We start from the raw sequence: 20993 nt of genomic DNA, 5'->3' as shown, positions 1-20993 counted from the left end.
TTTGGTTACTTTTGGGGCGTTTGCCAAAAGTGACCCGCCGTAAGGGCGGAACCCTAAGGGGCCGTTACCACAGCTACGGATATGCACACAAAACGAAACTGACAGCGCTGACAGCTAGCCGTCACCCTCCTGACCCCCACACTGGTTTATAACCTACCCAATCTGCCCAAACTCCAAACCTCGGCGCCCAAAAAGCATGCGAATCCAAAAGCACAAAGCCCTGCTAGCCACCCTATTGATCGCCCTGGCTGCCGCAGGCCTGTGGTTTGCAACCCGACCTGCCCCTACCAAACTCGCCACCCCTACCGCCATCCCGGTGCGAGTGATCGCCGTCAGCCAAAAAGACGTCCCCCGCTACACCAGCGGCATCGGCTCGGTGCTGTCCCTGCACAGTGTGGTCATACGCCCCCAAATCGACGGTACCCTCACCAAAATCCTCGTCAAAGAAGGTCAACTGGTCAAAGCAGGCGACTTGCTCGCCACCATCGACGACCGCTCGATCCGCGCCAGCCTCGACCAGGCCCGCGCCCAACTCGGCGAGAGTCAGGCCCAACTGCAAGTCGCCCAGGTCAACCTCAAACGCTACAAACTGCTCAGCGTCGATGACGGGGTTTCCAAGCAGACCTACGACCAGCAACAGGCTCTGGTCAATCAATTGAAGGCCAGTGCCCAAGGCAATCAAGCGTCGATTGATGCAGCGCAGGTACAACTTTCCTACACGCAGATTCGCTCCCCGGTCACTGGCCGCGTCGGTATTCGCACAGTCGATGAGGGCAACTTCCTGCGCATGACCGACACCCAGGGCCTGTTCACCGTCACCCAGATCGACCCGATTGCCGTGGAGTTCTCCCTGCCACAACAAATGCTGCCGACCCTGCAAGGCCTGATCAACGACCCGCAACATGCACAGGTCAAGGCTTACATCGGCGCCGACACCGACGGCGAAACCGGTAACCTGCTCGGCGAAGGTCACCTGACCCTGATCGACAACCAGATCAACGCCAACACCGGCACCATCCGCGCCAAAGCCGAATTCGCCAATGCCAGCCAGAAGCTCTGGCCGGGCCTGTTGGTGACGGTAAAAATTCAGACGGCCCTCGACAAAAATGCGCTGGTCGTGCCACCCACCGTCGTACAACGCGGTCTCGACCAACACTTCGTTTATCGAGTGAACGGCGACAAGGTTGAAGCCGTGCAAGTGCAGATGGTTTATCAGGGCAGCGGTCAGGACATCATCAAAGGTGTGAAGGCCGGTGACGTGCTGGTAACCGATGGCCAGTCGCGGCTCAAACCCGGTTCGACCGTGCAAGTCATGACCGAGCCACCGCAAGTAGTGCAGGCGGAGCCGAAACCATGAAGGCGCACAAAGGGGTTTCGACGTGGTGCATTGATCACCCGGTGGCGACCATTTTGCTGACCCTCGCACTGGTGCTGGTCGGCATCATTGCCTTCCCGCGTTTGCCAATTGCCCCACTGCCAGAAGCGGAATTTCCTACGATTCAGGTGTCCGCGAAATTGCCCGGCGCCAACCCCGACACCATGGCCTCGTCCGTGGCCACGCCGCTGGAGGTGCAATTCAGCGCCATTCCCGGCATGACCCAGATGACTTCCAGCAGTGCCTTGGGCTCAACCTTGCTGACCCTGCAGTTCAGCCTCGACAAAAGCATCGACACGGCCGCGCAGGAAGTTCAGGCGGCGATCAACACCGCCGCCGGCAAGCTGCCCAAGGACATGCCGACGCTGCCGACCTGGAGGAAGGTCAACCCCGCCGACAGCCCTGTGTTGATCCTGAGTGTCAGCTCGACGCAGATGCCTGGCACCGAACTCAGCGATCTGGTGGAAACCCTGCTGGCCCGTCAGATCAGTCAGATCGACGGTGTAGGCCAAATCAACATTACCGGTCAGCAACGTCCGGCGATTCGCGTTCAGGCTTCGGCGGATAAACTCGCGGCCATCGGTCTGACCCTCGCCGACATTCGTCTGGCGATTCAGCAAACCAGCCTCAACCTGGCCAAAGGAGCGCTGTACGGTGAGTCGAGTATTTCCACACTGTCGACCAACGACCAGTTATTCCATCCCGAGGAATACAGCCAACTCATCGTTTCCTACAAGGATGGCGCCCCGGTTCACCTAAGAGATGTCGCCAACGTTGTTAACGGTTCGGAAGATGATTATGTGCAAGCGTGGGCGGGTGATCGACCGGGGGTAAACCTGGTGATCTCGCGCCAGCCGGGCGCCAACATCGTCGAGACCGTGGACCGGATTCAAGCCGCCCTGCCCGGCCTCGAAGCGATGCTGCCGGCCTCTGTGCAGGTCGACGTACTGATCGACCGCACCCAGACCATCCGCGCCTCGCTGCACGAGGTCGAGATCACTTTGTTGATCGCGATCCTGCTGGTGGTGGCGGTGATGGCGCTGTTTTTGCGTCAGTTGTCGGCGACGTTGATTGTCTCGGCAGTGCTCGGTGTGTCGCTGATCGCCAGTTTCGCGCTGATGTATATCCTCGGCTTCAGCTTGAACAACCTGACGCTGGTCGCCATCGTGGTGGCCGTGGGATTTGTGGTCGACGATGCGATTGTGGTGGTGGAAAACATTCACCGGCACCTGGAGGCCGGCGACGATATGCGCGAGGCGGCGATCAAAGGCGCAGGCGAGATCGGCTTCACCGTGGTCTCGATCAGTTTCTCGCTGGTGGCGGCGTTTATTCCGCTGTTGTTCATGGGCGGTGTGGTCGGGCGACTGTTCAAGGAGTTTGCCCTGACCGCGACCTCGACCATCATGATTTCCGTGGTGGTTTCGCTGACGTTGGCGCCGACTCTTGCGGCGCTGTTCATGCGCAAACCGGTGCATCACGCCCACGCGAAACCGGGCTTTAGTGAACGCTTGCTCGGCTGGTACGAGAAAGGCCTGCGCCGCGCCCTCGCCCACCAGAAATTGATGATCGGCGTGTTCGGTTTGTCCCTCGCATTGGCCATCGCCGGCTACATCTTTATCCCCAAGGGTTTCTTCCCGGTGCAGGACACTGGCTTCGTGCTCGGTACGACTGAAGCCGCTGCGGACATTTCCTACGGCGACATGGTGAAAAAACACTTGGCCATGGCCGAAATCGTCGCCGCCGACCCGGCGGTGCAGGCGTTTTCCCACTCGGTGGGTGTTTCCGGCAGTAACCAGACCATCGCCAACGGGCGCTTCTGGATCGCCCTGAAGAAACGCGGCGACCGTGACGTCAGCGCCAGCCAGTTCATCGACCGGATTCGTCCGCAACTGATGAAAGTCCCCGGCATCGTGCTCTACCTGCGTGCCGGCCAGGACATCAACCTCAGTTCCGGCCCAAGTCGCGCGCAGTACCAATACGTACTCAAGAGCAACGACGGCGCGACCCTCGCCACCTGGACCCAGCGCCTGACCGAAAAACTGCGCAGCAACCCGGCGTTTCGCGACATTTCCAACGACCTGCAACTGGGCGGCAGCATCACTCACATCAGCATCGACCGCAGCGCGGCGGCGCGTTTCGGTCTGACTGCCAGCGATGTCGACGAGGCGCTCTACGATGCGTTCGGCCAACGCCAGATCAATGAATTCCAGACTCAGGTCAACCAGTACAACGTGATTCTGGAGCTGGACACCCGGCAGCGCGGCAAGGCCGAAAGCCTCAACTATTTCTACCTGCGCTCGCCGCTGAGCGGGGAAATGGTGCCGCTGTCGGCGCTGGCCAGATTCGATGCACCGACCATTGGCCCGCTGTCGATTGCCCATGACGGCATGTTTCCGGCCGCCAACATGTCGTTCAACCTGGCGCCCGGCGTGGCGCTGGGCGATGCGGTGATTCTGCTCAATCAGGCCAAGGCCGAAATCGGCATGCCGACCGCGATCAGCGGCGACTTCCAGGGGGCGGCGCAGGCGTTCCAGAGCTCGCTGGCCAGTCAGCCGTGGCTGATTCTCGCGGCGCTGGTGGCGGTGTACATCATTCTCGGTGTGCTTTATGAGAGCTTCGTGCATCCGCTGACGATCATTTCGACCTTGCCGGCAGCGGGTTTGGGCGCGGTGATGATGTTGTGGATCTGCGGCCAGGATTTTTCGATCATGGCGCTGATCGGGCTGGTCTTGCTGATCGGCATTGTGAAGAAGAACGGCATCCTGATGATCGACTTCGCCCTCGAAGCCCAACGTCAACGCGGGATGTCACCAGAGGACGCGATTTTCGAAGCGTGCATCACGCGTTTCCGGCCGATCATCATGACCACTCTCGCCGCGCTGCTCGGTGCCTTGCCGCTGATGCTCGGTTACGGCACCGGCGCCGAATTGCGCCAACCGCTGGGGATCGCGGTAGTGGGCGGCTTGCTGGTCAGCCAGATGCTGACGCTGTTTACCACGCCGGTCATATACTTGTGGCTTGAGCGACTTTTCCATAGACCCAAACCTGCGCCCGTACCGGCGTTGGCGACCACAGACTGAGGCGGGTCATGCGCGTTCTGATTATCGAAGACGAGGAAAAAACCGCGGACTATCTGCACCGCGGCCTGACGGAACAGGGTTACACCGTGGACCTGGCCCGCGACGGCGTCGAAGGCCTGCACCTGGCGCTGGAAAGCGACTACGCGGTGATCGTCCTCGACGTCATGTTGCCGGGCCTCGACGGCTTCGGCGTGCTGCGCGCATTGCGTGCGCGCAAGCAAACCCCGGTGATCATGCTCACCGCCCGCGAGCGGGTTGAAGACCGGATCAAGGGCTTGCGCGACGGTGCCGATGATTACCTTGGCAAACCGTTTTCCTTCCTCGAACTGGTCGCGCGTCTGCAAGCGCTGACCCGGCGCAGTGGCGGGCATGAGCCGGTGCAGGTGAGCATCGCCGACCTGTGGATAGACCTGATCAGCCGCAAGGCGACTCGCGCCGGCACGCGCCTGGACCTGACCGCCAAGGAGTTCTCGTTGCTCAGTGTCCTCGCCCGCCGCCAGGGTGAAATCCTCTCGAAAACCGCCATCGCCGAAATGGTCTGGGACATCAATTTCGACAGCGATGCCAACGTTGTCGAGGTGGCGATCAAACGCCTGCGCGCCAAGCTCGACGGGCCGTTCGACGAGAAACTGCTGCACACCATTCGTGGCATGGGTTATGTGCTGGAGAGTCGTGGTGTCCAGTAACTCGATCGCCCTGCGCCTGAGCGGCATGTTCACGCTGGTGGCGCTGCTGGTGTTTCTGTTGATCGGCGGCGCGCTGTATCAGCAGGTCGATAAAGGTTTGGGCTTGTTACCGGAAGCCGAGCTGGATGCGCGGTACAGCGTGCTCGAATCGGCACTCAATCGCTTCGGTACCCCGGAGCATTGGGTGAAGATCAACGCCAAGTTGAAACTGCTCGGCGAAGAGGACAAGCGCATTCGTTTCTGGGTGGTGAGTGGTGATCCGGGTTACGAATACGGTACGCCGGATTCACGGATCCGCGCCTTCGCCCAAGGGCCGCTGGGGATGCATGACTTGCAGCTGCCGGAGCGTACTTATCCACTGAAAGTGCTGTTGACTGAATTGCCGGCCAAGGATCAGCGTCCGCCGCTGCGCTTTATGATCGGCATCGATACCGAGACCTTTCACCAGACCCAGCATCAGTTGCTGATCGCCTTGATCAGCCTGGCGATTGTCGGCGTGCTGCTGGCCTCGGCGCTGGGATATTGGGTGGCGCGGATCGGCCTCAAGCCGCTGATCAAACTGTCCCACGAAGCCCAGCGCCTGACCCCGCCGCTGCGAGCCGGTCGCTTGCGATTGTCGCCATTGCCACCGGAGCTGGAACAGTTCGTCGACTCGTTCAACTCGACGCTGGAGCGGGTCGAAATGGCCTATTCGCGACTGGAGTCGTTCAACGCCGACGTGGCGCACGAACTGCGTTCGCCGCTGACCAATCTCATCGGCCAGACTCAGGTGGCATTGACGCGCGGACGTTCAGCCGAACATTACTTCGAAGTGCTGCAATCCAACCTCGAAGAGCTGGAGCGACTGCGTTCGATCATCAACGACATGTTATTTCTGGCCAGTGCGGATCAGGGCAACAAGGCGAACAAACTGACGTCGGCATCGTTGGCCGATGAAGTGGCAACCACGCTGGAGTATCTGGATTTCATTCTCGAAGACGCGCAGGTTCAGGTGCAGGTCAGCGGCGATGCGCAGGTGCAGATAGAGGTCGCGCATTTGCGTCGGGCGTTGATCAATCTATTGAGCAACGCAGTGCAACACACCGCGCCGGGTCAGGTGATCGTGGTGCGAATTGAGGTAGAAGAACATCTAGTCAGCATCGGCGTAACCAACCCCGGTTCGCCGATTGCCAGCGAGCATCTGCCACGGTTGTTCGAGCGCTTTTATCGGGTGGATGCTTCGCGCAGCAACAGTGGGAATAACCATGGACTGGGGCTGGCGATCGTGAAAGCGATTGCGCTGATGCATGGCGGGGATGTGTTTGTGCGCAGTGATCGGGGGATGAATACCTTTGGGATTTGTTTGCCGGTTTGAAAAGCCCCCGATCTGCTCCCTTTCCCCCTCGCCCCCCTTGGTGGAGAGGGCTGGGCTGAGGGGATAGCTCTTGGCCTCACCGCAATCTTCAATTTTTACCTACTGCGCAATAGTCATTTATGAAAATCACGCTGTTTCCCAAGCCCCGGCAACCTTATCTTTGCCCGCACCAAACAGCACTTGCCAAGCAAGAAGGTTTTCAAGATGTCCAACAGTATGGGTATTGCCAGCGCTTTCGTTTTGTCCTCATTGATCCTGTCGCCGATGGCGATGGCTGAAGAGTCCCAGGCGTTCGTTGCGCACAATAGCGCTCGGGCCCAGGCGTACGATCAGCATCAGACAGAAATGATGGCCAAGGCCAAAGACGCGACGCAGACACCTCAGGCTGCAGCAACCCAGGCTCAAGCCTCCGAGAAAGACAGCTGAGTCGCACATCGCTCCGTTTCCCTCGACGCGGTTGTTTGGCTCTTCCCGTTCAACCGTCGTCATTCCAGGCCGCTGCCTTTCAGCGGCCTTTTTTCGTTGTGGTCTGAAAGCTGTTTGGTGCGTCTTTTACAACAAGAAACATTTCGCGCCTCGGAACATTGAGGTGCCGTTGACCCAAGGAGCTTTACCGCACGTGCGTTACCCAGTCCGTTTCACTCCACTGTTCATTGCAATTGCCGCAACGATTGCCCCCGCCGTTCACGCCGATGAGCCCGCACCAGAAGGTTTTATCGAAGGCTCGAGCCTCAACCTCAACGCCCGCAACTACTACATGAATCGCAACCGCCTGCAGAAGGCGGACGACAACATCGAGTGGGGCCAGGGTTTTCTCGGGGTATTCCAGTCGGGCTATACCCAAGGCACAGTCGGTTTCGGCATTGATGCCCACGCCATGCTCGGGCTGAAACTCGACGGTGGTGGCGGCACGGACGGCTCCAGCATCCTGCCGATCAGCGATGGCAACGGCAAGGCACCGGGCTCGTTTTCGACAGCCGGCGGTACTTTGAAAATGCGTGCGTTCGACACCGAATTGAAGGCTGGTGACTTGTTCCTCACCAACCCGGTGATTGCCGGCGGCGACACGCGCATGCTGCCGCAGACGTTCCGTGGCGTCAGCCTGACCAACCACAGTTTCGATGGCTGGTTGATCGAAGGTGGCCAGGCCAGTTTCACCAAGCCTTACAACCAAAGTGCCCACCAGCGCATCGGCACTTCGTACGGCACGCTGGCCGAGGGTGACGAAAGCCGACACCTGAACTGGGCCGGTGTGGCCTGGAGCGGTGTCGAAGGCTTGACCAGCAGCCTGTATGCGTCCGAGCTCGAGGACATCTGGAACCAGTATTACTACGACCTGGATTACACCTGGCAGTTGAATGACCTGGTCAGCCTCAACCCGGGCCTGCACTTCTATCACACCCAGGACACCGGCGATGCGCTGCTCGGCAACATCGACAACAACACCTACAGCCTGCATTTCACTGTCGGCATCGGCAGCCATAGCGTCACCGCCGCTTACCAACGGGTCAACGGCAACACGCCATTCGACTACATCAGCCAGGGCGACAGCGTTTACCTCGACAACTCCCAGCAATACTCGGACTTCAACGGCCCGAACGAGCGTTCGTGGAAACTCAAGTACGCCTACGACTTTGCCAGTGTCGGCGTACCGGGTCTGACCTCGGCAGTGTCATACTCGCGGGGGATGGTTGACTTGACCAAGGCTGACCCGCGTAGCGTGGGGTATTCCAATTGGTACAGCGCCGACGGCCGCAACGCCAAGCATTGGGAACGCGATCTCGATTTGAAGTACGTCGTACAAAGCGGTCAGGCGAAAGACCTGGCGGTGCGCCTGCAGTGGGCCACCCATCGCGTTGGCAACGGTTATGGCGTAATTGATTCGGACACCGATGAATACCGCGTGATCGTCGACTACCCGATCAACGTCTTCTAAGATCGGCGCGACAAACACAGTCTAGAATTTAATGATGCACACTGTGGGAGCGAGCCTGCTCGCGAAAGCGGTCTTCCAATCGACATCCGGTTGAATGACACATCGCTTTCGCGAGCAGGCTCGCTCCCACATTGGGAATCGTTTCTGGCTTTGGCTGCTGTGTATGTCCTACTACGCTTATAAGACTCCCCAACCGATAACCCCACCATGATCGCGAGCCGTACCCCACCTGTTGCGGGCAAGACCGGACGCCCCGAGCGGCTATTGATTTTCGGCAGCCTGCTGAGCGTGATCGCGATCGTGTGCATTGTCACGTTCCTGTTGATTCGTGAGCACGCCAGCGCTCAGGAGTCAGGCACCCGCAGCGCCGCCACCATCGCCCAGTTGATCGACGCCGACGTACTGCGCACCGTCGAGTTGTACGACCTGACGCTGCAAGGCCTGATCGCCACGTCGCAGCGTGATGACCTGCGTGACCTGACCCCGCAGATCCGCCATCTGGCGCTGTTCGATCGCTCGGCCACTGCACGCTTCAAGGGCGATATCCTGTTGCTCGACAAGCTCGGCAATGTGGTTGCCGACTCATCGCAGCTCGTGCCGAAGCCGGGCAACTTCGCTGACCGCGATTACTTTCTCGCCCATGCTTTCAACCGCGATGTCGGCATGTTTATCAGCCGGCCGTTCAAGACCCGTTGCGACTGCGACGAGGCCAATCAATGGCGCCTCAGCTTCAGTCGACGTATTTCCTCGGACACCGGCGAGTTCGTCGGCGTGGCCGTGGCATCGTTGAAGCTCGATTATTTCGACCAATTATTCAACAGCCTCGACATCGGCAATGGCAGCACACTGAACATCATCGACAACGATGGCGTGTTGCTGGCGCAGAAGCCGTACCTGCAAAGCGACTCCGTCGGTAAAAGTTTCGGCAATCGACCCAATGTGGTGCGGATTCTGAACGACAGAAGTGGCAACGGCAGTTTTACCAGCACGTCGAGCATGGATTATCAGCAGCGGCTCTACACCTATTCGCGGGTCGGGAACCTGCCGCTGACGGTGATCGTCGCGTTGTCCAGCGACGAGGTATTCGCCGCCTGGCGCCGCACCGCAATACTGATCAGTGGCGCCACCGGCGTGCTGTGCCTAGGCCTGCTCTGGCTGACCTGGCTGCTTGTCCGTGAACTGCGCCTGCGTCACCGCGCCGAACACGAACTGGCGCAATTGGCCGCCACCGATGCGCTCACCGGGGTGGCCAACCGGCGGATGCTCGATCAGTCGCTGCGCCATGAATGGTTTCGTGCCCAGCGCTCGGGCAAACCGCTGTCGGTGATGATGATCGACGCCGATCACTTCAAGGCGTTCAACGACCGGCATGGGCATCAGGCAGGGGATCGGGCATTGCGCGAATTGGCCAAAGTGATCACGGCGAATGTGCGACGACCGACGGACCTGGTGGCGCGTTACGGCGGCGAGGAGTTTTCGGTGATTCTTGCCGAGACCGACAGTGCGGGCGCGCAGCAGATTGCCGAGCATATTCGGGTGGCGGTGGAACAATTGCCGTTGGTCGCAGGGGCTGAGTCGCCGATGACGGTGAGTATCGGCATCGCTTCGTGGACGACGGCGAGCGAGATGACGCTGGAGCAGTTGCTGTTCGCGGCGGACAAGGCGTTGTATCAGGCCAAGGAAGGCGGGCGCAATCGGGTGGTGGTGGCTGCCTGATTAATGCTTTGCCCTTACCGGCCCCATCGCTGGCAAGCCAGCTCCCACAGGTTTATGGATGAGACACAAATCTCCGCACACCTTAAATCCTTGTGGGAGCTGGCTTGCCAGCTTCCACAGGTTTATGGATGAGATACAAATTTCCGGCACACCACAAATCCTTGTGGGAGCTGGCTTGCCAGCTCCCACAGGTTTATGGATGAGACACAAATTTCCGGCACACCACAAATCCTTGTGGGAGCTGGCTTGCCAGCGATGAGGTCAGCTCAGGCAACACAAAAACACCAGGCATAAAAAAAGGCCATCCGAGGATGGCCTTCAAAAAACTAGAGAGGTTTTTTACTTACACCGCCGCAACAGGGCGCATGTAAGAGATTGGTGCGGTACTGGCGTCTTCGAACGTCACCACTTCCCAGGCATCTGTCTGCTCAATCAATTTGCGCAGCAGCTGGTTGTTCAGTGCATGACCGGACTTGAAGCCCTTGAACTCACCAATCAGGCTATTGCCCAGCAGGTACAGATCGCCAATGGCATCGAGGATTTTGTGCTTCACGAATTCGTCTTCATAGCGAAGGCCGTCTTCGTTCAGTACGCCATCGGCATCGACCACGATTGCGTTTTCAACGCTGCCGCCGAGTGCGAGGTTGTGCTTGCGCAGGTACTCGATGTCACTCATGAAACCGAAAGTACGGGCGCGGCTGACTTCTTTTACGAACGAAGTGCTGGAAAAATCCACGCTTGCACTTTGGGTGCGGTCCCGGAAAACCGGGTGATCGAAATCGATCTCGAAGCTCACCTTGAACCCTTCGAAAGGGACGAAAGTGGCGCGCTTGTCGCCGTCTTCCACTGTCACTTCACGCAGGATGCGGATGAATTTCTTGGCGGCGTCCTGTTCTTCCAGGCCAGCCGATTGAATCAGGAATACGAAGGGTCCAGCGCTGCCATCCATGATCGGGACTTCGGACGCGGAGAGCTCGACGTAGGCGTTATCGATGCCCAGGCCAGCCATGGCCGAGAGCAAGTGCTCTACCGTGTCCACTTTGACGTCGCCGTTTACCAGCGTCGTCGACATAGTGGTTTCACCGACGTTTTCCGCGCGGGCAGGAATCTGCACCACAGGGTCGAGGTCAGCGCGACAAAACACAATGCCAGTGTCGACAGGCGCAGGCTTGAGGGTCAGATAGACCTTCTCACCGGAGTGCAGGCCTACACCTGTGGCACGGATAATATTTTTCAGTGTGCGTTGTTTAATCATGGCTTGGGCCGCTTCAGCGCAAATTGCGAACTGGTATCAACAAAGGCTGGCGATAATAGCAGACCGAGCCTTTGCTGAACACCAATCACCTTCATAGCCCTGATACATTCCATCAATCGGCCTGACGACGCAGGAAAGCCGGGATGTCCAGGTAGTCCAGGTCATCTTGCGGATTCATCTTCGCGGCAGCCGCAGCACCGGCCTGAGCCTGGTTGCGCATGACGGTCGGACGGTCCAGATCACGGTAGTTCACCGCAGGTGCTTCCTGACGGGACGGAGCCGGTTGCTGAACCTGAGAAGCTGCCATAGACGTGTGAACGGTGTTGTCGATGACCTTGACAGGCTTCTCGATTTTCGCGCCCAGACCGGTGGCAACGACGGTGACGTGCAGCTCGTCACGCATGTCCGGATCGATAACGGTACCGACCTTGACCATGGCGTGTTCGGATGCGAAGGCTTCGATGATGCTACCCACGTCGGAGTACTCACCCAGGGACAGGTCAGGACCGGCGGTGATGTTCACCAGGATGCCGCGTGCGCCTTGCAGGTTCACGTCTTCGAGCAGCGGGTTGCGAATCGCCGCCTCGGTGGCTTCACGTGCACGGTTAGGACCGCTGGCGCAGCCAGTGCCCATCATCGCCATGCCCATTTCGCTCATCACGGTACGTACGTCGGCGAAGTCGACGTTGATCATGCCCGGACGCTTGATGATGTCGGAGATACCGCGAACGGCACCGGCCAGTACATCGTCGGCCTTGGCGAAAGCCGACAGCAGGCTCGCGTCTTTACCGAGGATGGTCAGCAGCTTCTCGTTGGGGATGGTGATCAACGAGTCGACGCTTTCAGACAGCAGACGGATACCTTCGTCGGCGATCTGCATGCGCTTGCGGCCTTCGAACGGGAACGGACGAGTCACGACCGCAACGGTCAGAATGCCCATTTCCTTGGCCACTTCGGCGATGATCGGCGCAGCACCGGTACCGGTACCACCGCCCATGCCCGTGGTGATGAACACCATGTTTGTGCCCTGCAGGACTTCGGCAATGCGCTCACGGTCTTCGAGAGCGGCCTGACGACCTACTTCAGGGTTGGCGCCAGCGCCGAGACCTTTGGTCACGCCGGTGCCCAGTTGCAGGATGGTCCGCGCGCCGATGGATTTCAGCGCTTGAGCATCAGTGTTGGCGCAGATGAATTCAACGCCTTCGATGTTGCTCTTGACCATGTGATTGACAGCGTTGCCGCCGCCACCGCCAACACCGATAACTTTGATTACCGGGCTTGCGGGGATGTTGTCTACGAGTTCGAACATTTTCCCTCTCCTTACATTCTCTAGTTTTTTCGCCTACTGCTGTTTGTTGCGGTGTATCTACTGCTGTTGCTTGCCGCTTGAAGCTTGTCGCTTCGCGCTGCTTTTAAAAATTGCCCTGGACCCACTTTTTCAGTCGGTCGAGCAGCGGCGCCTGAGGCTCTTCGCTGCTGTAGCTGTCGCGGCTGCCGATGCCGGAGAACGAAACTCCGTCGGACTGCTTTTGCAGGCCGTACATCAACAAGCCAACGCCAGTGGAATAAATCGGGTTGCGCACCACGTCATCCAGACCTTTCACACCGTGCGGGACACCGAGGCGTACCGGCATGTGGAAGATTTCTTCGGCCAGCTCGGTGGCGCCTTCCATCTTCGACGTACCGCCGGTCAGGACGATGCCGGCCGGGATCAGGTCTTCGTAGCCGCTGCGGCGCAGTTCGGCCTGGATCAGGGTGAACAGTTCGTCGTAACGCGGCTCGACCACTTCGGCCAGGGCCTGACGCGACAGTTCACGCGGGGGACGGTCGCCAACGCTTGGCACTTTGATGGTTTCGCCGGCGCCAGCCAGTTTGGCCAGGGCGCAGGCATAACGGATCTTGATCTCTTCGGCGTACTGGGTCGGGGTGCGCAACGCCATGGCGATGTCGTTGGTCACCTGATCACCAGCAATCGGGATCACGGCCGTGTGGCGGATCGCGCCTTCGGTGAAGATCGCGATGTCGGTGGTACCGCCGCCGATGTCGACCAGGCACACGCCCAGCTCTTTCTCGTCATCGGTCAGCACCGAATACGCGGACGCCAGTTGCTCCAGAATGATGTCGTCGATTTCCAGACCGCAGCGGCGCACGCATTTTTCAATGTTCTGTGCGGCGTTGACGGCGCAGGTGACCACGTGAACCTTGGCTTCCAGACGTACGCCGGACATGCCCAGAGGTTCGCGAACGCCTTCCTGGTTATCGATCACGTAATCTTGCGGCAGGGTATGCAGCACACGCTGATCAGCCGGAATCGCGACAGCCTGGGCGGCGTCGAGCACGCGCTCAAGGTCGGCCGAGCTGACTTCGCGATCACGAATCGCAACGATGCCGTGGGAGTTCAGGCTGCGGATGTGATTACCCGCCACGCCGACGAACGCCGAGTGAATGCGGCAGCCCGCCATCAGTTGGGCTTCTTCGATCGCGCGCTGGATCGATTGCACGGTGGACTCGATATTCACCACCACGCCTTTTTTCAGGCCGCGGGACGGATGTGTACCGATACCGACGATTTCCAGCGTGCCGTCGTCCGAGACCTCGCCTACCAGCGCCACCACCTTGGAGGTGCCGATATCCAGACCGACGATCATTTTGCCGCTTTGCACGTTTGCCATGGGTCCTGCCTCTTCTTAATTCTTTGCGACAGCGGGTTGGGCTGCCGTCGGCGCTACTGGTTCCCGCCAGCCAACAGCAAGGCCGTTGGCGTAGCGCAGATCGATGCGCGCAATGTTCGTAATCTGTTCTTTAAGCGTCTTGTCATAGATGGCGATAAAGCGGCGCATCTTTTCCACGAGGTTGCCGCGTCCCAGCAGCAACTCGATGCCGGGGCCGGAACTGCCGGCACCGGTGGTCAGGAACCAGCTACCTCGCTCACGCAATTCCAGGCGTGCAATCGAGAAGCCCATAGGCCGGAGCATCTGGCTCAGCACCTGGTATTGCTGCATCACTTGCAGCTGAGCCCGTTGTGGGCCGAACAGTTGTGGCAGGTGTTCGTAGTTCGCCAGCTCCCTGGGCGTAAACGCCTGGCCCTGGTTGTTGAGCAATGACTCGTCGCCCCAACGCGCTATCGGCAGTTGCTCTTCGAGGCGGATCACCACTTGATCCGGCCACACCCGACGCACTTCGGCGTGGGCAATCCAGGGCATTTGCTCAAGCTCTTTGCGCATGCTGGCCAGGTCGATGGTGAAGAAGCTCGACGCGACGAACGGGGCGATTCGCTGCTGCACCGCTTGCTGGCTGATGTAGCTCAGGTCGCCCTGCACGGCGATTTTGGCGATCGGCCGGTCGGCGTACGGCAGCAACCGCTGCGCACCTTCGTAAGTACCGAACCCGAGCACCACCAGCAGCACTGGCCAGAACAGGCTTTTCACAAAACCGAAGTTGGCTTTTGGCAGGCGCGCGGACATTGGCTCTTTGGCCACCATTCGGCTGGCACCCCGCGGCACCGGCTTGCGGCCGGGTGCGGGTGGCTGATGTCTGAGCTGTGCGCCTTGCATCGTCTTAACCTCGCGCCTCTTCTACGCTGGCAGCCAGAATGGCCAGTACCAGTTGCTGGAAATCCAGACCGGCAGCACGGGCCGCCATCGGCACCAGACTGTGATCGGTCATGCCCGGTGCGGTGTTCACTTCCAGGAACCAGAACTGCCCGTCGGCGTCCTGCATCACATCTGCCCTGCCCCAACCGGCGATACCCAGCGCCTCACAGGCCTTGGCCGTGAGATCCATGAGTTCTTTTTCCTTGGCGGCATCCAGCCCGCACGGAATGCGGTACTGGGTATCGTTGGCGATGTACTTGGCGTCGTAGTCGTAGAACGTGTGCGGTGTACCCAGGGCGATTGGAGGCAACACCTGGTCACGCAGGGTGGCGATGGTGAACTCCGGACCTTGAATCCATTGCTCAACCAACACTTGCGAATCGTAGGTACTGGCCGCTTTCCATGCGTCGATCAACTCGGACGCAGAACTCACTTTGGCCATCCCGATACTTGAACCTTCATGCGCCGGTTTGACGATCAAAGGGAAGCCCAGTTCCGTCGCTGCCGAAATACAATCGGCTTCGCTGCACAGCACGGCGTGACGCGGCGTCGGAATCCCGAGGCTGTGCCAGACCTGCTTGGTGCGCAGTTTGTCCATCGCCAGTGCCGACGCCAGAATGCCGCTGCCGGTGTATGGAATGCCGGCGACCTCGAGCAGGCCCTGCATGGAGCCGTCTTCACCGCCACGACCGTGGAGAATGATGAAGGCGCGGTCGATTTTTTCGCTCAGCAGACGCTGCAGAATATCGTCGCCGACGTCGATGCCGAACGCGTCCACGCCAGCGCTCTGCAGCGCCTCGAGCACAGCGTTACCGGATTTCAACGAAACCTCACGCTCGGCACTCAGGCCACCGAACAGCACGGCGACACGGCCGAAGTCTTTCGGCGCGATGGTGGAGAACAGATTGGCGTAGGCAGCAGTCATTTCAACTTCCCCTCGACCGGCGCGGCCACGGCGCCAGCGAACAATTCACTTTTCAACAGCTTCGGCGCGAGACCGCCGATATCACCAGCGCCCTGGCACAGCAGGATGTCGCCGGCGCGCAACAGCGGCTTGACCAGCGGCGCCAGATCGACGCCACGCTCGATGTAGATCGGGTCGAGCGCACCGCGCTGCCGGATGCTGTTGCACAGCTTGCGGCTGTCGGCGCCCGGGATCGGTTCTTCACCGGCCGGATAGACTTCCATCAGCAGCAAAACGTTGGCGTCAGCCAGTACATTGACGAAGTCGTCGTACAGGTCGCGGGTGCGGCTGTAGCGGTGCGGCTGGTAAACCATCACCAGCCGGCGCTCCGGCCAGCCACCCCGCACGGCTTTGATCACGGCCGCGACTTCGGTCGGATGGTGGCCGTAGTCGTCGACCAGCATCACGCTGCCGCCGTCCACCGGCAGTTCGCCGTAGACCTGGAAACGTCGACCAACACCCTGGAAGCCCGACAGACCCTGAACGATGGCTTCATCGCTGACGCCCTCGTCGGTGGCGATGCAGATGGTTGCCAGCGAATTGAGCACGTTGTGGTTGCCCGGCATATTCACCGATACATCCAGCGGCTCGCGATCAGGACGCAGCACGGTGAAGAAGGTCTGCATGCCTTGCTGACGCACGTTGATCGCACGGATGTCGGCGTCTTCACTGAAGCCGTAAGTCACGGTCGGACGTTTGACCAGTGGCAGGATTTCGCGCACGACCGGGTCGTCCAGGCACATCACCGCCAAACCGTAGAACGGCAGGTTGTGCAGGAATTCGACGAAGGTTTTCTTCAGTTTGTTGAAGTCACCGCCGTAGGTCGCCATGTGATCGGCGTCGATGTTGGTGACCACGGCCACCAGCGGCTGCAAGTGCAGGAAGCTCGCGTCGCTTTCATCGGCTTCGGCGATCAGGTAACGACTGGTGCCGAGTTGCGCGTTGGTGCCGGCAGCGTTCAGACGCCCACCGATAACGAACGTCGGATCGAGACCACCGGCGGCGAACACGGAAGCAATCAGGCTGGTCGTGGTGGTTTTGCCGTGGGTACCGGCAACGGCGATGCCGTGGCGATAGCGCATCAGCTCAGCCAGCATTTCGGCACGCGGCACCACCGGGATGCGGCGTTCCAGTGCAGTCGCCACTTCCGGGTTGGAGGTGTTGACGGCGCTCGACACCACCAACACATCGGCGGCAGCAGCGTTCTCGGCACGGTGGCCGATGAAGATCTTGGCGCCGAACGATTCCAGACGCTCGGTGACCGGCGAGGCTTTCAGGTCGGAACCGGACACTTCATAGCCCAGGTTCAACAACACTTCGGCGATGCCGCACATGCCCACGCCGCCGATACCGACGAAGTGGATGCGACGGATGCGGCGCATTTCCGGTTGCGGCATGGCTTTCTGATTCTCAACCATGGACCACCTCCAGACAGGTATCGACCACGCTACGGGTGGCATCGGGTTTCGCCAGACGGCGGGCCGCTTGGGCCATTTCTTCGAGTCGTTGCGGTTGCATCAAGACCTCTGTCAGGCGCGCGGCAAGGTCCGCGGCACCAGTCGTTCTTTGCGGCATCAGGAAGGCAGCGCCTTCACGGGCCAAATAATCGGCGTTGCGGGTCTGGTGATCGTCGATCGCGTGGGGCAAAGGCACCAGCATCGAGGGCAGACCGGCGGCAGCCAGCTCACTGATGGTCAACGCGCCTGCACGGCACACCACCAGGTCAGCCCAGCCATAGGCCTGGGCCATGTCTTTGATGAACGGCTGCACCTGCGCTTCCACGCCGGCGGCGCGGTAGCGCTCTGCAGTCACTTCATCGTGGTTTTTGCCGGCCTGATGGAACACTTCCGGACGCAAATCGGCAGCGACTTGCGCCAGCGCTTCAGGCAGCAACTTGTTCAACGGCTCTGCGCCAAGGCTTCCGCCCAGGATCAGCAAACGCGCTTTGCGACCGGCCAGAGCAGGTCGCGGTGTTTCGAGGAACAGCTCGCTGCGCACCGGGTTACCGGTGGTACGGCGGCTGTCCGACAGAGTAAAGGTGTCGGGGAACGCTTCACACACTCGGGCGGCGAACGGCACCAGCAACCGATTGGCGGTGCCGGCGACGGCGTTCTGCTCGTGAACGATCACCGGCACACCGGCCAGTTTCGCCGCGAGACCGCCGGGGCCGGTCACGTAGCCACCAAAGCCGACCACACACACCGGACGCAGCCGACGAATGATCGCCCGCGCCTGCCAGACCGATTTGAGCAGCATGAACGGCGCCTTGAGCAGCGACAGCTTGCCCTTGCCGCGCAGGCCACTGGCGTTGATGCGGTGCAGTTCCAGCCCTGCGGCCGGTACCAGCTCGTTCTCGATCCCGCGTGGCGTGCCGAGCCAGTGCACGGTGTAGCCGCGCGCCTGAAACTCGCGGGCACAGGCCAGCGCCGGGAATACGTGGCCGCCGGTTCCGCCGGCCATGATCAATACGTTAGCGCCCATGATTCGGCTCCTCGGTGAAGTCGCTCTCATGGAATTCCATCTCTTCACTGCCCAAATGGGTTCGACTCTCCCACTCGATCCTCAGCAACAGGCCAAGGCAGGCACAGCAGATCACCAGCGAGCTGCCGCCGTAACTGAGGAACGGCAAGGTCAGCCCCTTGGTTGGCAGCAGGCCGACGTTCACACCGATGTTGATCAGGAACTGACCAATCCACAGGAATGACAGGCCGTATGCCACATAAGCAGCGAAGAACTGCTTGGCTTTCTCGGCCCACAGACCGATGTACATGCCGCGGATACACACGAAGACGAACAGGGCCACGGTGCACAGCGAACCCACCGCGCCAAGCTCTTCGGCGAGTACCGAGAACACGAAGTCGGTGTGCGCTTCCGGCAGGTAAAACTGCTTTTGCACGCTGTTGCCCAGGCCCACGCCCAGCCATTCACCTCGACCGAACGCGATCAGCGCTTGCGACAACTGATAACCGGCGCCGAACTGGTCGGCCCACGGGTCGGCGAAGTTGGTCAGACGCGCCATCCGGTAGGGCTGCATCTGAATCAGCAGGACCACGGCCCCGACCGCCAGCACCACCATCAGCGAGAAGCGGAACAAGCCGACCCCGCCAAGGAACAGCATCGCCGCCGCAGCCCCCATCATTACGACGGTGGCACCGAAGTCCGGCTCCATCAGCAACAGTCCGGCCATTGGCAGCAGCACGATGAACGGCTTGAAGAAACCCATCCAGCTCTCACGCACTTCTTTCTGGCGACGCACCAGATATCCGGCGAGGTAAATCACCACGAATACCTTGGCGATCTCCGAGGGCTGCACGTTGAAGAAGCTGAAACCGATCCAGCGCATCGAACCGTTAACCTCACGGCCGATCCCCGGGATGATCACCATGATCAGCAGGCCGAACGCACCCAGCAGCATCAACCAGCCAAGGCGTTGCCAGGTGGCGATCGGAATCATCATGGTGATGATGCACGCGCCCAACCCCAGCACCACATAGATAAGGTGGCGGATCATGTAATACAGCGGACTGCCCGACTGCGCGGCTGCCACTTCGGTGGAGGCCGACGCGATCATGATCAGGCCCAGGCCGAGCAGCGCCAGGCAACCGGCGAGCATCGGGAAGTCGAGATCGATACCGCGCCCGGTAATCAGCGGCGACGGGTACGGCTTGATGATATTTCTCAGGTTCATGCCAATTCCTCCACGGCGCGGACGAACTGGTGACCACGGTCTTCATAATTCTTGAACATGTCGAAACTGGCACAGGCCGGCGACAGCAGCACCACATCACCCGGTTGAGCGGCGGCGCGGCATTGCGCGACAGCATCAACCAGAGAGGTTGCGCGAATCAGTGGCACGCCATCGCCGATGGCCGCGCCGATCTTGTCGGAGTCGCGGCCCATCAGGATCACGGCGCGGCAGTTGGCTGCCACCGGATCACGCAGGTCGTTGAACTCGGCACCTTTGCCATCACCACCGGCGATCAGAATGACCTTGCCGTCGATATCCGCACCCAGGCCTTCGATAGCCGCCAGTGCGGCGCCAACGTTGGTGGCTTTGGAATCGTTGTAGTAAGCGACACCGTCCAGATCACGCACCCACTGGCAGCGGTGTTCGAGACCGGCGAAGGTACGCAGGGCCGCAAGCATCGCGTCGAATGGCAGGCCGACCGCATGGCCGAGCGCCAGCGCCGCCAGTGCGTTGGATTGGTTATGCGCGCCACGAATTTTCAGCTCACGGACCGGCATCAGGTTCTGGAATTCGAAGGCCAGATACTTCTCGCCCTCTTCTTCGCGGATACCGAATGCCTTGAAATCAGGTTTGCTCAGGCCGAACGTCCAGCATGGCTGGCCCTCGCCCATCAGTGGACGGGTCAGTGCATCCTGACGGTTGACCACGAACTGCTTGGCACCACGGAAGATCCGGTGCTTGGCCAGGTGGTACGCCGGCAGACCACTGTAGCGATCCATGTGGTCTTCGCTGATGTTCAGCACGGTGGCCACTTCAGCGTTGAGCTGATCGGTGGTTTCCAGCTGAAAGCTCGACAGCTCCATCACGTACAACTCGACGTCGTCGCTGAGCAGATCCAGCGCCGGGGTACCGAGATTACCGCCCACCGCCACACGTTTGCCGGCCGCAGCCGCCATCTCGCCGACGAGGGTGGTAACGGTGCTTTTCGCGTTGGAACCGCTGATGGCCACAATCGGCGCCTTCGCGTTACGCGCGAACAGCTCGATGTCACCGGACAGTTTCACGCCACGGGCCGCAGCGGCTTGCAGGGCCGGGGTCGCCAGCGCCAGGCCGGGGCTCACGTAGAGCTCGTCGGCACGGCAGAGGAATTCAACGTCCAGCTCGCCACAACGCACTTCCACGTGCGGATAGTCACGCTTGAGCGTGGCCAGTTCCGGTGGATTCTCCCGCGTATCGGCCACGGCAAACGACGTGCCCCGGTTCGCCAGGAAGCGAACCAGGGACATGCCGCTCTTGCCGAGGCCGACAACGATGCGGAAGTGGTCAGAAGCGATCAGAGACACTCG

The 20993-nt window shown here is 60.3% G+C and carries 16 protein-coding genes; 7 read left to right on the top strand and 9 right to left on the bottom strand.

Going from position 1 to position 20993, the window contains the following annotated elements:
• Positions 1–196: 196 nt before the first annotated feature.
• The 7 genes from AB4P92_RS21270 (at position 197) to AB4P92_RS21240 (ending at position 10147) form a co-directional block, all read left to right on the top strand.
• A complete protein-coding gene (locus AB4P92_RS21270) occupies positions 197–1357 on the top strand; it encodes an efflux RND transporter periplasmic adaptor subunit (RefSeq protein WP_395598095.1) in 1161 nt (386 codons plus the stop codon).
• Positions 1354–4455 (top strand): multidrug efflux RND transporter permease subunit, encoded by a 3102-nt coding sequence (locus AB4P92_RS21265; protein WP_395598094.1) that lies wholly within the window; start codon positions 1354–1356, stop codon positions 4453–4455. The genes AB4P92_RS21270 and AB4P92_RS21265 overlap by 4 nt, the downstream gene beginning before the upstream one ends.
• A gap of 8 nt (positions 4456–4463) precedes the next feature.
• A complete protein-coding gene (locus tag AB4P92_RS21260; RefSeq protein WP_007916978.1) occupies positions 4464–5141 on the top strand; it encodes a heavy metal response regulator transcription factor in 678 nt (225 codons plus the stop codon).
• Positions 5131–6495 (top strand): heavy metal sensor histidine kinase, encoded by a 1365-nt coding sequence (locus AB4P92_RS21255; protein ID WP_395598093.1) that lies wholly within the window; start codon positions 5131–5133, stop codon positions 6493–6495. The genes AB4P92_RS21260 and AB4P92_RS21255 overlap by 11 nt, the downstream gene beginning before the upstream one ends.
• Before the next feature lie 204 nt (positions 6496–6699).
• On the top strand, positions 6700–6921 hold the full coding sequence (locus AB4P92_RS21250) for a hypothetical protein (RefSeq protein ID WP_042560974.1): 222 nt from the start codon (positions 6700–6702) through the stop codon (positions 6919–6921).
• A 193-nt stretch (positions 6922–7114) separates the two neighbouring features.
• The gene (locus AB4P92_RS21245) at positions 7115–8431 is read left to right on the top strand and encodes an OprD family porin (RefSeq protein ID WP_395598092.1); all 1317 of its coding nucleotides are present in this window, start codon (positions 7115–7117) and stop codon (positions 8429–8431) included.
• 207 nt (positions 8432–8638) lie between these two features.
• On the top strand, positions 8639–10147 hold the full coding sequence (locus AB4P92_RS21240; protein ID WP_200616137.1) for a sensor domain-containing diguanylate cyclase: 1509 nt from the start codon (positions 8639–8641) through the stop codon (positions 10145–10147).
• 343 nt (positions 10148–10490) lie between these two features.
• Here AB4P92_RS21240 and lpxC read toward each other — a convergent pair whose 3' ends face one another.
• From lpxC to murD, 9 genes are all read right to left on the bottom strand, one after another.
• Positions 10491–11402 (bottom strand): UDP-3-O-acyl-N-acetylglucosamine deacetylase, encoded by a 912-nt coding sequence (gene lpxC / locus AB4P92_RS21235; RefSeq protein ID WP_007939852.1) that lies wholly within the window; start codon positions 11400–11402, stop codon positions 10491–10493.
• A 112-nt stretch (positions 11403–11514) separates the two neighbouring features.
• On the bottom strand, positions 11515–12711 hold the full coding sequence (ftsZ, locus tag AB4P92_RS21230) for a cell division protein FtsZ (RefSeq protein ID WP_042560977.1): 1197 nt from the start codon (positions 12709–12711) through the stop codon (positions 11515–11517).
• Positions 12712–12814: 103 nt separating this feature from the next.
• On the bottom strand, positions 12815–14074 hold the full coding sequence (ftsA, locus tag AB4P92_RS21225) for a cell division protein FtsA (RefSeq protein ID WP_047303071.1): 1260 nt from the start codon (positions 14072–14074) through the stop codon (positions 12815–12817).
• A 15-nt stretch (positions 14075–14089) separates the two neighbouring features.
• Positions 14090–14956 (bottom strand): cell division protein FtsQ/DivIB, encoded by an 867-nt coding sequence (locus AB4P92_RS21220; RefSeq protein ID WP_047303073.1) that lies wholly within the window; start codon positions 14954–14956, stop codon positions 14090–14092.
• Between the two features lie 4 nt (positions 14957–14960).
• Entirely contained in the window at positions 14961–15920 is a 960-nt protein-coding gene (locus AB4P92_RS21215; RefSeq protein ID WP_115148182.1) for a D-alanine--D-alanine ligase, read from the bottom strand.
• Positions 15917–17377 carry a UDP-N-acetylmuramate--L-alanine ligase gene (gene murC / locus AB4P92_RS21210; protein ID WP_042560981.1) on the bottom strand — a complete coding sequence of 487 codons (1461 nt, stop codon included), beginning with the start codon at positions 17375–17377 and terminating at the stop codon, positions 15917–15919. Before murC ends, AB4P92_RS21215 begins: the two co-directional genes overlap by 4 nt.
• Entirely contained in the window at positions 17370–18440 is a 1071-nt protein-coding gene (gene murG, locus AB4P92_RS21205) for an undecaprenyldiphospho-muramoylpentapeptide beta-N-acetylglucosaminyltransferase (RefSeq protein ID WP_115148181.1), read from the bottom strand. The genes murC and murG overlap by 8 nt, the downstream gene beginning before the upstream one ends.
• Positions 18430–19647 (bottom strand): putative lipid II flippase FtsW, encoded by a 1218-nt coding sequence (gene ftsW / locus AB4P92_RS21200; RefSeq protein ID WP_395598091.1) that lies wholly within the window; start codon positions 19645–19647, stop codon positions 18430–18432. Before ftsW ends, murG begins: the two co-directional genes overlap by 11 nt.
• Entirely contained in the window at positions 19644–20990 is a 1347-nt protein-coding gene (gene murD / locus AB4P92_RS21195; protein WP_200616141.1) for a UDP-N-acetylmuramoyl-L-alanine--D-glutamate ligase, read from the bottom strand. Before murD ends, ftsW begins: the two co-directional genes overlap by 4 nt.
• Positions 20991–20993 lie beyond the last annotated feature (3 nt).

This window comes from Pseudomonas sp. A0308, assembly GCF_044218815.1.
GTDB lineage: Bacteria > Pseudomonadota > Gammaproteobacteria > Pseudomonadales > Pseudomonadaceae > Aquipseudomonas > Aquipseudomonas iridis.
This window is presented reverse-complemented; position numbering and strand designations above follow the sequence as displayed.